The sequence below is a fragment of the Acinetobacter sp. R933-2 genome (assembly GCF_030325485.1).
In the GTDB taxonomy this organism is placed as follows: Bacteria; Pseudomonadota; Gammaproteobacteria; order Pseudomonadales; family Moraxellaceae; genus Acinetobacter; species Acinetobacter sichuanensis.
The window spans coordinates 19,935-33,771 of sequence record NZ_JACAIJ010000023.1 but is presented as its reverse complement, the minus strand read 5'-3'; the positions used below and the strand labels follow the sequence as shown (position 1 = coordinate 33,771).

The following is a 13,837-nucleotide window of genomic DNA, read 5'->3' as shown; positions in this document are numbered from 1 at the left end:
GTGCCTAAGGGAATCGTGTCAAAAAAAATGTAACACCTAGCAATACAAATCTCTTGAAGTGAGGACGGAAACTTAAAAACTATTACATTTTTTTAGCATGAAATCGTAGGCTAGCTTAGGAAATCGTGTCAAAAAAAAATGTAATACCTGGATTTATACCAGCTGAACAAACCTTACATTTTTTTAGCATCAAATCCTCGATTCAGTATTACCAGCATTTGTAGCAACGTTATTGCGTTGGACCTAAACCATATAAAATGGCATAGATTAGTCCGGGCCTCTTTTCCTTTTTCTTAACCCTCGGATGCGTCCACTCTAAGCGATCTTCTACAACATAAGATCCATCAGGATTCAGTTGAGTCAAATAGTTCAATTTCTTGCCTTCTGAATATCGCTTTCTCTCTATCACAGGTATTGTGGCACTAGTTTCTTATACTTTTCTACAAGCTCATTAGGATACAGAACCATCTTATTCCACGTTACCTTTGCTATGTAGGCATCTGATATATCCTGAATTACAACGTTTTCCTTGTTTTCGTGATCCGTACTGAGCAACTTTCCATATTCAATTTGAATTTCTTCTGGAACTGTTCCTTCAGGAAATGAATAGCGGTACCAGATATGGTTTATTTGGTAATTTCTAATAGACCATCTCTTGAGAAGTAGTTCTAGGTTATATTATTTCGGGCCATTGTCCAGTCTCGGCCAGGCAAGTTAGATGATCCAATCCCTAATTTGCGATCGCCAAATTTAGATTTCACTTCCTCAATCGCACTCTGTAGAGATTCATACTTCTCTATCAACTCAGTATCTGCCAGAAAATCTGGTATATGAGATGATTTCGGCTCTATACAGGTTAGGATTACTCCGCACTTCTTGTATTGAACCCCTTCCTGGTACAACTCATCTACTTTCTGCATGACAGCTTTAATCATTAGCAAGGCACTATCATTCGGTTCAGCAAAACCTATCTTCACCGACCGTTTGAAGAATGGCTGCTTATCATCAAATGGGTTCGACTGAGCAAAGGCAATGATGCACCCACACAGCGAGTTCTCATTCCGTAGCTTTTTGACAGCACTTTGAATATAGCTGCTCAATGCTTCACGCAAGGAATCTATATTCGTGACTAGCGAACCAAAGGATTTAGAACTGATGATCTGTTGTTTTGGCTGCGGCAACTCTTCCAGCTCTATACAAGAGATGCCAGTCAGTTCCAGGACTGTACGCTTCATCACAACTGAAAAATGCTTTTGGATCATCTCCGGGTTAGCCACGGCGAGATCGAATACTGAGTGAATGTTCATCTCATTTAGTTTCTTTGTATGTTTACGCCCGACTCCCCAGACTTCAGACACATCAATGGACTGGAACAAGGCTTCTTTGGCACATACATCCATATCCACCAGATTACATACCCTGTTCATATAGGGATTCTTTTTGGCTAAAAAATTTGCCAACTTCGATTCGACCTTCGAACGGCCTAAACCTACACATACAGGCAAGCCGATCCATTTTAGAAGCGTGTCCTTCATATCATGAGCCATAGCGTTAAGGTCATACTGCGTATAGGAGCTGAGATCTACAAAGGTCTCATCAATTGAATAAACCTCCACGTCCTTTTCGCTGGCAAATGTCTTGATGATATTGCTGAATCTACGGCTCATCTCCGCATACACTTCATAGTTGCTTGATAGCACTACGACATTATGCTTCTGCACCAGATCTTTGATCTTGAATAGCGGTTCACCCATGGCAATGCCAATATCTTTTGCTTCCTGACTTCTTGCAACTGCACAGCCATCGTTATTAGACATCACAATGCATGGGACATTGTTGTACTCTGGCCTGAATACACGTTCGCACGAAACGTAGAAATTATTCGCATCAATGAGCGCAAATATCTTTTCTGAGGCTTTCATTTGTATTTCTTCTTATGAATAAGTTTTATGAATGACTTAGATTCTTTAAGTTCCAAGTGACTACGGCGATAGTCTGGAATGTCTGACCTTCGCTTAGATAGATATTGTTATATTCCGGGCTTTCCGCTTTAAGCCAGGTTGCTGGGATCTTCTCCGGTGGGTAATCAGGACCAAAGATTTCATCAATCTCAGATTTTGGCATCTGGGCGGTGATCATCAGGCGCTTAATCGTTAAATCTTTATCATCGATTAGAGCCACTACTATACTGCGGTGCTTGGGCGTAATGCTGCGATCGATAATCACGACATCACCATATTCCAGACCAGCATCAACCATGGATGTCGTCTTAATGACGTTCAGGAAGGTTGAATTAGGATTCGATACAAGCAGCTCATTCAGATCCACCTTCTTATCGATGTAATCAGCAGCTGGCGATGGGGAACCCGGTTGGAATGGATTCTAAGGTGACTGGTAGTTGATACGATGTTCGGGCCTCTACGACTTCGAACCCATGATCTTGCAGAATGATGACATTCTCTAAAAGATAATTGATGGTAGGACTTGGTGAGCCATTTGAACCCATGAGCTTTTGCAGGGTCGCAAAGGCATCCTCCGAAAAATAGATTGGAATCTTCTTTGACATTTCTTTTCTTCCTACGCTACGAGGCGTGTTTGGATAAAAGGTTAAGTTGTATGAATAGGATAGTAATTTATTGAAATATAACCAAATATAAAAAATTAAATAAAATCAAAGGTACGTCTGTTTATGACGCTCTATCCATCGGATTTTTAAACAATTTTGAATCGTTTGGTCATGTTTTCAGCAGCCTATAGATGACTTAGACGATGACCTTCCATTGGTTTTAGGTGTGGAACTACCATGCGATTTAGACGATGACCTCCCCTCGGTTTCGTGAAAAACTTCGTTTGGCCACAGCAAATTTTTGCTCCCGGCTCTATGCAATTATTCGGAAAATTAAACGCTCAGAATGAAAAAAAACCTCCACGGCGTATGGAGGTCTAGTCTAAATGAAAATAGGTCTGCCCTTTTACTACAGCCTTATTTACCTATATCCCACCCTTCCTGACTATACAACTGGCAAACCTGACGCTTTTCTTCCTGGTTCATTGTTTTAGTTAATGGGATGACAGGTTTATAACGATTTAAAGCGAACTGATCTGAAGCAAGTTTGGCCGCTTTACGTTTAGGAGTATTAAGAAGTAAACGCTCTGCATTATCCTGGAGAATGCCCACGTATTCTTGATCTTTCAAAGAAAGCAGACCACCTTGGACAAACTGATATGCACCACGACCTTGAGGTTTGTAATGAAGATAGATTATTTGAAGCTGGTTGTAATGATGCTTTAGTATGTTCAACGAATGATAATATTTATTTAGAATTTATGAGAGAAGCAGAGACTCTCGATTTTGCAATCCACAGTGCAATTCAAGATATCGAAAGGGCGACAGCTAAAAGCATTCAAATTAAAGTTAATAATAAGTCTTATACTAGACCTCTTGCGAAAGTAAAAAATTGTTTATACTAGTCCCATGAAATATGAAAATTTAACTAGATTTAATGATGGGGAATTTAAACGACTTGTTGGCGTTCCTCGTCCATTATTCTTAAAAATGGTATCAGTGTTACAACACGCTGAACTTGCCAAGAAAAAACCTGGAAGACCTCATTCGTTGTGTTTAGAGGATCAATTGTTGTTAACTTTAAATTACTTACGCTGCTATAGAACTCAAATTGAGTTATCCGCCGACTATAACCTAGCTGAAAGTAATGTGAATCGTACGATTCAGAAAGTTGAAAATGCTCTGATTCAATCACGGATTTTCGCATTGCCTAAAAGGAATCAAAAGTTTAGTGAGGAGGATTATGTAATCGTTGATGTCACTGAGTCACAGATTGAGCGTCCCAAAAAAACAAAGAAAATTCTATAGCGGTAAAAAGAGGAAACATACGCTAAAAACACAGGTCATTTTTAACCCCAAATTAAAGCAAATTGTAAGTATACAGATTGAAGATGGCAGAAAACACGATCTGACGATTGCGCGTAAGTATTTGAAGGAGATGGTCATTTATCCTTGTATCATGGCAGATTTAGCCTATAAAGGATTTCATCAGATTAAGAGTAAGTTACTCATTCCAATCAAGAAACCTAAGAATTTATCATTACCCCAAATAGCAAAACAGATCAACCAAGAAATCAGTCGGCGTAGGATCACAATTGAACATATCAACGGCAAACTTAAACATTTTCGGATATTAACAGAACGCTATAGAAATAGAAGGAAACGCTTTGGTCTAAGAATGAATTTAATTGCTGGAATGGTGAATTGGATGCTCTTAAATTAACTTTCGCAAGAGATCTACTATAAAGCCCACTTAATAGTGGGCTTTTACATTTCATTGACGTCTGGCCAGCTCTTTTAAATGCCAGTCAATAATCTCATCATAACGATACTTAATTCCACATTGCTTGCTCGTTCCGCTTTTGATTCCCCGTGGGAAAAGATCATCTTTTAGTTCTTGCTCTCGAAGTTCATTAATCGAAATTCTAAGAAGTTTACAAACTGTTTTCTTATTCAAAAACTGACAAATCTCATTAGACTTAGTATGCGTTTTACAAGAACTCATTGATACTATTAAACCTGCTTAAATTGGAATCTGTTGAAAGATTTAATCTAGCATCAACTCTAAAATATCCCTGTGTATCGTTAAAAAAAGAAAAAAATAAATAATTTTCGTTTAATTATTAGCCAACCGAAGTACATCTCAGATCTTTATATAAAAAAATAGGCCCCGTAGGACCTATTTGATAAAACTTACTAATTACAAATTTTTCTCTTTCCAACACATGATCTCGTTAAAATCATAATAAACACCAGATTGTCGTGTACTACCAGTTTTGATTGGTCTTGGAAAGCTTTCATCATTCATCGAAACTTTTCTTAACTGCTCTACTGAAAATTTCAGATAGTCACATACCTCTTTCTTTTTTAATCTGAGTGGCTTTAACACGATACCATTTACAACAATGTCAAATGCAGTATTTGAAATCATCTCTATTCCTAATGATTAATAGATAATTTCAAAACTAGCATGCTTCAAAAAAAAGGCCTGTCGTACGTTAAAAAAATGGAAAAATAGTAAAAAACTGCTTAAAAATTAGCTTACATGAACCTTAGAGAACTCTCTCGGGCCACAAATTTGATCTATATAATCAGCCCAATGTTGCATGATTTCATACCTTTCCCTGAGGTGTGCACCTTTATCGTATGCCCCTTTCACCCCAGTCTTTAAGTGAGCTAATGCGGACTCTATCACTTGCTCTCTGTCACTGTAATGATCATTCAATTGTATCGAAGCGACATGACGAAAGCCATGTGGATTTTGTTTACCATAGTAACCTAACCGATTTAGTGCTGCGTTGAATGTTAAATTCGAAATGGGCTTATTAACACTATCACGTGCAGGAAATAGATATTCACTCTCACGTTTTGAAATCGCTCTTAAAGTATTTAATAAAGCCAAAGTTTGAGAAGATAATGGTATTCCGTGCTCAATTCCTCTCTTCATTATTGAACCTGGTCTAATCCAAACTCTTTCCTCAAAATTAAATTGTTCCCATTTAGCTTGTCTCAACTCTCCAGGTCTAGGGAACATCAATATCAATAACTCCAAACCAATACTGATTTCCTCTGAAGAATAATTTCTTATTTTATGAAGTAGTTCAGGTAAATCATAAATTTCCACAAACTTCATACTTTCAGACTCACCTTTATCTAAAAACTTACCAATACCTCTAATGGGATTGTAATTAGCTTGATCTTTAAATAGAGCAAGATCATATGCATTACAGCAATATGAAATTAGTTTTTCAATTCTATTAAATATTTTCTCTACACGTTGCTTTGTCTGAAAAAATTTAAGCCATTCTCCAGAAGTAATATCTTTATATTTGCGTTTACCAAAAACAGGCAGAAGATGCTTTTCAATAGATTGAACCTCCTTCTTAAACGTCGTTGGTTCCCATGTATTTTTCTTAGTATCAATCCAATCTCGCATTAAATACTCAAACAACTCACTTTCATCATGTTGAGCTTGTTTTATACGTTCTGCTCGCGTAACAATTTGAATCTCTCCTGACTGATATCTTAAAGTTTGAGAGCGAGCTGTTTTAACAGAAACATCTGGATAAGATCCCAAACCAACCCATGTCCATTTGCCTTCATTATTCTTCAAACGAAGTTGCCATGACTTCTTACCTGAAGTTTGAACTTTCATATAAAGACCCTGAATATCAGCTATGCGATATTCTTTATCTTTTGATTTTAAAGCAGCGTATCCCACATCAGACAAAAGTTTATTTCTGCTCATAACTCTTTGTTTACCTACCATTTATTTAAAATTTGTATCCTGAGTTATATTTTAAATTTAGGATACAAACAAGGATACAAACGAGCAGTTCCTGTATGAGTGTATATAAGATTATTTTAAGTATAAAAAAACCCTTAATTCGTTAAGAATTAAGGGTTTAGATTTCATATAAGTGCATATATTTATAAAATTTGGTGGGCCCAGACAGACTTGAACTGTCGACCAACGGATTATGAGTCCTTAACTCTAAGATATCTTGGTAGTGAGTTAAAAGTCTCCAAGTTAAAAATAATAGTGTCAGAATAGGAAACAAAGTCTTTAGTTGAATAAAAATACGTAAAAAATTAAAAGTGGTTAATATCTAATAAGGTGCCAGCTCATTCATTCTGAGCCATTTTTAAACCTTAGCTTCCTATCATCTAAAATATTTTCTCTTTCCTTTGATTTTATGAGACTCCATCAGTTTTTATAAAGTGACTAATCATGCATGATATTTTTATTATAGCGAAATTCACAGATATAGTATGATGCGTTATATACGCATCACATAAAATTATAAATGTTTGTTTTATATTAATATATATTGGAATTTTTGACCTTTATTAACCATTATAGGTACCACATCTACTTTATTCAGCAACTCAATTTTCTGTTTTTAGGATTAAAAATACTATTGATGCAGAATTAAGAGCACTTACCAACTGTATGATTGACTTAAAACACATCAGCTAAAGGTGCCACCTTGTTCGCCTAAAGCAAAAGTAATCAATTACAGCTCAAATATTGGATTACTTTAAATCGTTATTAGTAATCTTTCCATTTGTATGAGAAGCACTACTTCGTAAGGGATTGAAAATCAGATGTATATTGGACATTCGGTGGATAAACTGTTTTTGCTAGCTCACTGCGCAGTGGTCAACTCGTAACTTTAATTCAGTCAGCAAAGCTGAAAAGGTTGCCTATATAAAACGACTACAAACGTCTTTAATATAAATAATGTAGCACTAAGACATCAGATCAATGCCAATCTGTTGCGTAAGTAGATTCAGTTGTAGTTAAAAAACACCTTTAATTTATCTGTAAAATAAGAGAAGTCGAATAGTATTTATATGATTCATTCTTTTATTTTTTAGTAAAATTTATTAAGTAAGTTTTTATTTATAAATTAACTTAAAAACACAAACTTTTTAATATCAAAATTCTATATAAAATAAAAATCATAATTCTTCCAGATTTTTTCACTTTAGTGTTATTTGACCGATGTATTAAAGCGATTTCCCACTCATAAAATGAAAGATATCAAAGTGTTGCTGCCACATAAATGGAACCCGACTTGAGTTCAAGTGGGGTTCAGCGGACGCTTACGAAATAAGGGGAATTGGTTAAGAATAAAGGGAAAAATAAATTGAATGCTTATGAACTTTATAGCCCAATGAAAAGATCCGTCAGAAGGTGGTTATGTCTGTCTATAACCTTGGTGGCTATTCATTTCTATAACCAACTTGTCGTATCACGCTAAACTCACTACTAACTGGAATGGGATTGGCAATCGATCTGTATATTTCTAATGCCTGATTAATCTTAGCAACTTTCTGTCTTAACTCAGTAGATAAGAAATGCTCTGACTGCTGTAATGCAACCCATCCTGCTTGTACTTGTTCATTTTGATTGCCTTGCAATTTTGCTTCTAACCAGTGTTGCAAGCAATATCCATGAAGATAGACTTCAAACTGATAAGCGATAAAAGTCATAGACAAAGCCAGATTCTGTTGATTCTGCTTTAACTTTTCTTTGACTTTTTCAAAAGAAGATACGTTTTGATTGACCCGATAATCTAATAGTTCATTTTTAAACCATTGTGCAAATTCTATGAGTTGTGATACAACATAATCCCTTTGGCTACATAATTTTTCACGATTTAAAGCATTCGCACCTGTTGAGCCTGCCACGCCACCTATATAAGCACCTATACCACCTGCAACAGCGATTCCCACTGGCCCTGCTAATATTCCACCGATAGTACCAAGAATCATCTTTCCTGCCACTGCTCCACCTGCTATTGCAGCAGTTTCTTTACCAATATTTTCAAGATATTGTTTGGAACTGGTTTGTCCTGTATCAAAATCCTGATAATTACGGTATGTTGCCAATCCTAAAGTAATAAATGGAATAGGTAAAAAGTCTGCCATACTATCGAATTGGTCGATTTGTTCCAAACTTTCGTGCATGGTTTGATTAACATGAACATGGCTTAGTCCAGAATCAATAAATACATTAGGATGATTACCTAGCGAATCAGTAAGCTCCTGATTTACAATCACTGGAATATCAGGATTTTTTTCAATATGTTGCAGTACATAATCACTACTTAATGTATTTTTAACCTGCATTGCCTGACCATCTACAATTAGGTCAAAGCCCGCTTGATTGGCTGTATCTGGAAACTCTACTGTATGTCCTTGCTGTGTTAAGTTATAGGCAACTTGCTGTTCAGCAACATAACCACTCAATCGGGTCATTGCCCCTGCACTGTCTAGGGTCGCTCCTGCGATATCCTGTAATGTTATAAATTGTTCGGGCTGTCCTTTTGATGCAAACATAAGTGCATTTAAAACTGTAGAATCTATTTGAGCATAGCTCCATAGCAAACCCGCCGAATACGCTACCGAAGCAGTTGCAATAGATGCTATTACGCCTCTATCTGATAAAATCTTTTCAAGAGTGTCTTGTGCTGTTTTATCTCTGTCTAAATGTTGGCTAATTTCATAATGGGTTAATAGTATAGGGGCATTCGCAATAATGCCTTTACTATAAGGAATTTCAGACTCTCTTCCACCAAATACATTACCAATAGATTTTCCAACGTGATTTAAACTTCGCCCCATATCTGCAAAGATATTGGTACATTCTCCACGCTTTGCAATAATATCATCTGGTAAAATCAGGGTGACAGATTTATATTTCAGTAAGTTATAGCGTTCCTGAGTTGATGATGTATTAAGCAAAAAATATAAAGCCATTTGTGCATCGGTACATTCACCATTATAGTGATTATTTCGAGATAAAAGACATTCTGAAAAATCCAATATATCTTCCGATGTCAGTGATTCTTGTTGTTGTAAAATCCACTGATACTCCCAAATAGCATCCGACCAAAGTTGATTATTTTTATAATCCTGTGCCAAAGCAAGTGCATTATTTACACAAGGTTTTAAGATTTTAAATTTTCTTAAAATAGTTGTCTTTAACGAATTATTTTTACAATCTTTTAATCGTTCAATATATTTTTCGATTTGGTATTGCGTTGGATTTTGTTCAAAATATTTTAAGGTATAATTTACACATTGCTCATACCAATAATAATTTAAGGATTTTTTGATATAGGCAGGAATTAAATCATGAATAATAATGTCAATCAGTCGCTTACTGCATTCCACATCACTGTTATTTTGATGTGGGAAATGCCATTCAGTTGGTACAGTCACCGTTAGTAATCGTTTAAAGAACCCTGTATTAAAGTTAGGATTCTGCATCGTAAGCAGCATTAACTTATGTTCAGCAGAAAGTGTATGTCTTTGTTGTTCAACCTGATTTAAACGCCCTATCAACACGCTTGTTTCTAGCATCATTAACCTCTATAATCTATTTATTATCAAAACCATATACTAAAAAGCTGTGCGGACTAACCGTGCATAATTATGTTCCTCTTTATTGTATGTATACGAAACACCTGTATTGAAATCCACACTCCACGCACTAATATTGTTCCCCAATAATGTTTCTGACCAATATTCTCCCCATTCATTATGTCCAATACTAAATAAAACCCTCTCAGGAGAATTAAAACCTGTTTTACTTTTAATCATTAACGTTCTTAGCTCATTAATTGTAGGCAATCTCCAGTCATCATAGTTTGAGAGTTTAAAGTCTTGACATGCTTTTTTCGCACCTTCCCAGTTTAATCTTTTAGCATTTCTAATACATTTCCCATCTTTCCATTCTTGCCCAATGCTAATCCTTGCCCACATTAAGCCTGTTTTCGCATCTGTCCATACACCTCTATCTAATTCTGTAGCTGAATTAATTGATTGCTTTTTAGATGGCAGAGATACTGGCTTCACTATATTGATCTTGTCATTCGGTTGTTTTAACTTTTGTTTTAATTCATCAATTTCCTGACGATATCTAATTTCTAATGTCTCTAAATCAGCAATTTTTTTATTCAACTGCTCACAATGTTGTTGGGTAAGTTTGCTAATCTCTTGCTGATATTGCTGTTTGTCTTTTCCCATTTGATGTATAGATTGTTTTTGAAACAGCTCAGCTCTTTGTAATTGCTCTTGTAAAGTACTTAGTCTTTGGTCAAAGGTATTACTTTTCGCAATTGATTGTAAAAAGTGATCTATGGCACTAAACTCTGTATCTGAACTAAAAAAATCTACTAGTGAATAATTTGTCATATTTTAATCCTTTTTAAATATATTACGGACTGCACGGACATATCTCTCATTGTTCTTAATACTGCCAATTAGATCACTATAATTAAAGTTCACGACCCACGCATAGTGATTACTATGCTCACCAAGTGAACTAGACCAATAGCTCCCCCATTCATTTGCTACTGGTTGGAATAAAATACCTAGAGGGCAAGCATAACCTGCTTTATCTTTACTTATTAAAGTCTTTAATTCACTTATGCTAGGCAATCGCCAATCATTGTAACCAGCAAGTCTAAAGTCTTGACATGATTTGTCAGCCTGTTCCCAACTTAATGCTTTTGATTCACCCCAATATTGTCCATCTTTCCATTCTTGACCTATACTGATTCTTGCCCACATTAAGCTTGTTTTCGCGTCTATCCATACACCTTTTGCTAATTCAAATTCAAATATTTTCTCTATTTCAATCTGTTGGTTTATTTTTTGCTGTAACTGCTCAATTTCCTGACGATATTTATTTTCTACACGAGTAGTCTCTTTATTTAACTGCTCACAATGTTGTTGGGTAAGTTTTCTAATCTCTTGCTGATATTGCTGTTTGTCTTGTCCCATTTGATGTATAGACTGCTTTTTCAACTGTTCAGCTTGGTGTAGTTGTTCCTGCAAAACACCTAACTTTTGTTCGAAGATGGTAGTTCTTGCCATTAACTGTAAAAAATGTTCTATAATGTTTGGTTGTACGCTAGAATTTAAAAATTCCACGAGTGAATGATTTTTCATATTTTAGTCCTTTTAAGTAGTACGAACTGCTCGAACATAGTAATCATTATTTTTAGAATAACCCCCAGCATTACCACCACCAAAATATACTATCCATGCAAAATCATGATAAAAATCACATTCCGAAATAGACCAGTAAGAACCATCTATACGTTTTTTGGGTTTAAACAATACATCATGATGGCAATTATAACCGCTTATACCTTTTTTCATTATTGTTTTTAATTCATCAATCGTAGGTAATCGCCAATTATGATAACCTGCTAATCGGAAATGCCTACATGCTATTTGTGCAGTAGTCCAGTTCATAAATTTCGCATCACCTATACATTGCCCAGCTTTCCATTCTTGTCCAATACTAATCCGAGCCCACATTAAACCTGTTTTTGGGTCTGTCCATACGCCTTGCTCTAACTCATTATTTGAACTTATTGTTTGATTTATCGATGAATTAGGACGTTTCACTAACTCAACATCTGACTTAAGTTTCTTTGCAATCATAGCTCCATCAATGATTTTTTTCTTTATAACTACTTGGGGTACAGTTGTATTTGTTATTTTAGCTGTTTGAGCGGTGTCTATACTATTCTGTTTTAATTTTTGAATTTCCAGCTGATAAATATTTTCTTTCTTTTCTAAGGCGACAATTTTTGCATTAAGCAATTCAATATTTTGAGTGCGCCTTTCTAACCTTCGCTCAAAAGTATTATTTTTAACCATCAATTGCATAAACTGGTCGATCACCATGAGTTCACTTGCACTCAATAATTCTGCCAATAATTTAGTTTGCTTATCCATGACGTTACCCAAGATATTCTATTTGATGCTGATAATGGTCTTGATAACGGCTTTCTAATATAGATAGCTTTAATAAAGTCGCAATAAATTTATCCAAATGTAAATTTTGCATCTGTTGTTCAATCACTTGTGTCACTAAATCAAATGATATAGCTATACTCATCGTTTCTACTGCCTGTAAATAAACAGGTTTTATCATAGTAGATAAATAATCTTGTAAATCTATAATTTCAGTTGAAACTTGAGCAATTGCCTGCTGCATGACTTGAATATATTGCCAAAAAGCCTGATAAACGATGGATAAATTTTCTAGCCAATATTGATTCCACCACTGTGCTAAAGGATGTTCTTCACTTAATTGTTGTAACTGAACTAAAGATTTTAATTCAGTTACATTTTGTACTTGTATCTGTTTAAGCCAACGCTCAGTCAAACGCTGTATCATTGCTGATGATGATAATCCACGTAATCGAGTCATATTCATATTTTGAATAAACTGTCCTTCTATACAAGCAAGACTAAGAACTTGCTGTATTTTTCGTAAATTTGTAATGTGCTTTTTTAATACTGGACGAATATCCCAATCACTCGACCAATTTAAAATTTGCTCTGCATAACCTTGTTGAAATTCAAACTTTTCTGTCCCAATCGGTTTTAATAATTCTTGCCAGAAATTTTCTCTAAACTTTTTAATCTCTTGATCAGACATTTCAGCAAAATCTAAAGCTGTAATATTAAGCATTAAATTTTCAGGCTCAAAGTACAAATCTTGCCACTGTTGCAAAATCCGATCTCGCATCCGTTGCGATAATCGCTGTTGGCTATCTTTTTGACAATGTGTAATGATGATATGTAAATGGGCTTTGCCTGTTAGAAACATTGCATCACCAAGTGCCTCTAAAAAATTTTCCAATCGTGCTTTATTAATCTCACCATCTAAACGATTAGCATGACAAACATAAATAATCGCAAGATTATGTTCGCCGACAAAATATTGATGTGCATCTTGTTCAGCAAGTTCATCTTCACCAGAATTCCAGCCTGGGGTATCAATTAAAAATAGTTTTTTCGGCTGATTATCATCCGAATAGCCATCCCCTTTTGCCAAAATAAAACGAGGTTCTTCAATTAATAGTCTTAATCTATAATCCTCAGGGTCATACTGACCAACTTCTGCTCTTGAGGGAAATTGTGCAAGTTCTTCGACAATCACTGCATCATCAAGGTCTTCGCTTTTTTCAATTAAAAATAGTTGATTGCTTTGACCATAACTGATTTCAAGCTGTAATCGGGTTTGTGCTTCCAGTGAGCTAATCGGTAAATATTGCTGTGGAATCTGATTGGCTAAGATTTCACGAATCACTCGGGTTTTTCCTGCCGAATATTCTCCCACAACACGAGCCGTTAAAACACCATCAGCAATTTCTGTTTGAGCATTACCCATTTTTTCCGAAAAGTCGAATAAGCTTACCGTGACGATTTGTGTTTTCTGAAAATTCATAGCAT

12 protein-coding genes and 1 pseudogene are annotated in these 13,837 nt (G+C 35.5%); 2 read left to right on the top strand and 11 right to left on the bottom strand.

Annotation, left to right across the window (positions count from 1 at the left end):
• Positions 1–229: 229 nt before the first annotated feature.
• The 4 genes and pseudogenes from HX005_RS18215 to HX005_RS18200 form a co-directional block, all read right to left on the bottom strand.
• Positions 230–373, bottom strand: a complete 144-nt coding sequence (locus HX005_RS18215; RefSeq protein ID WP_286378436.1) for a hypothetical protein — start codon at positions 371–373, stop codon at positions 230–232.
• Positions 374–668: 295 nt separating this feature from the next.
• Entirely contained in the window at positions 669–1,922 is a 1,254-nt protein-coding gene (locus HX005_RS18210) for a Y-family DNA polymerase (protein WP_286378435.1), read from the bottom strand.
• A gap of 25 nt (positions 1,923–1,947) precedes the next feature.
• Positions 1,948–2,566, bottom strand: a pseudogene (locus HX005_RS18205) (LexA family protein).
• A 417-nt stretch (positions 2,567–2,983) separates the two neighbouring features.
• Positions 2,984–3,178 (bottom strand): hypothetical protein, encoded by a 195-nt coding sequence (locus HX005_RS18200; RefSeq protein WP_286378434.1) that lies wholly within the window; start codon positions 3,176–3,178, stop codon positions 2,984–2,986.
• 47 nt (positions 3,179–3,225) lie between these two features.
• Between HX005_RS18200 and HX005_RS18195 the strand changes: the two genes are divergently transcribed.
• Together HX005_RS18195 and HX005_RS18190 are read left to right on the top strand one after the other, a co-directional pair.
• Positions 3,226–3,471, top strand: coding sequence for a hypothetical protein (locus HX005_RS18195; RefSeq protein WP_286378433.1), 246 nt, complete (start codon positions 3,226–3,228; stop codon positions 3,469–3,471).
• Between the two features lie 4 nt (positions 3,472–3,475).
• A protein-coding gene (locus HX005_RS18190) for an IS5 family transposase (protein ID WP_141667072.1) occupies positions 3,476–4,289 on the top strand; the annotation gives its coding sequence in 2 pieces (ribosomal slippage) (positions 3,476–3,862 and positions 3,864–4,289; 813 coding nt in all).
• 477 nt (positions 4,290–4,766) lie between these two features.
• Here HX005_RS18190 and HX005_RS18185 read toward each other — a convergent pair.
• The 7 genes from HX005_RS18185 to HX005_RS18155 form a co-directional block, all read right to left on the bottom strand.
• Positions 4,767–4,997, bottom strand: coding sequence for an AlpA family transcriptional regulator (locus HX005_RS18185; RefSeq protein WP_286378432.1), 231 nt, complete (start codon positions 4,995–4,997; stop codon positions 4,767–4,769).
• Between the two features lie 105 nt (positions 4,998–5,102).
• Positions 5,103–6,314, bottom strand: a complete 1,212-nt coding sequence (locus HX005_RS18180; RefSeq protein WP_286378431.1) for a tyrosine-type recombinase/integrase — start codon at positions 6,312–6,314, stop codon at positions 5,103–5,105.
• Positions 6,315–7,795: 1,481 nt separating this feature from the next.
• On the bottom strand, positions 7,796–9,940 hold the full coding sequence (locus HX005_RS18175) for a glycine zipper family protein (RefSeq protein WP_286378430.1): 2,145 nt from the start codon (positions 9,938–9,940) through the stop codon (positions 7,796–7,798).
• A gap of 39 nt (positions 9,941–9,979) precedes the next feature.
• Positions 9,980–10,774 carry an Lcl domain-containing protein gene (locus HX005_RS18170; RefSeq protein WP_286378429.1) on the bottom strand — a complete coding sequence of 265 codons (795 nt, stop codon included), beginning with the start codon at positions 10,772–10,774 and terminating at the stop codon, positions 9,980–9,982.
• Positions 10,775–10,777: 3 nt separating this feature from the next.
• Positions 10,778–11,533, bottom strand: coding sequence for an Lcl domain-containing protein (locus tag HX005_RS18165; RefSeq protein WP_286378428.1), 756 nt, complete (start codon positions 11,531–11,533; stop codon positions 10,778–10,780).
• Positions 11,534–11,545: 12 nt separating this feature from the next.
• The gene (locus HX005_RS18160; RefSeq protein ID WP_286378427.1) at positions 11,546–12,331 is read right to left on the bottom strand and encodes an Lcl C-terminal domain-containing protein; all 786 of its coding nucleotides are present in this window, start codon (positions 12,329–12,331) and stop codon (positions 11,546–11,548) included.
• Positions 12,332–12,335: 4 nt separating this feature from the next.
• Positions 12,336–13,832 (bottom strand): dynamin family protein, encoded by a 1,497-nt coding sequence (locus HX005_RS18155; RefSeq protein WP_286378426.1) that lies wholly within the window; start codon positions 13,830–13,832, stop codon positions 12,336–12,338.
• Between the last annotated feature and the right edge of the window lie 5 nt (positions 13,833–13,837).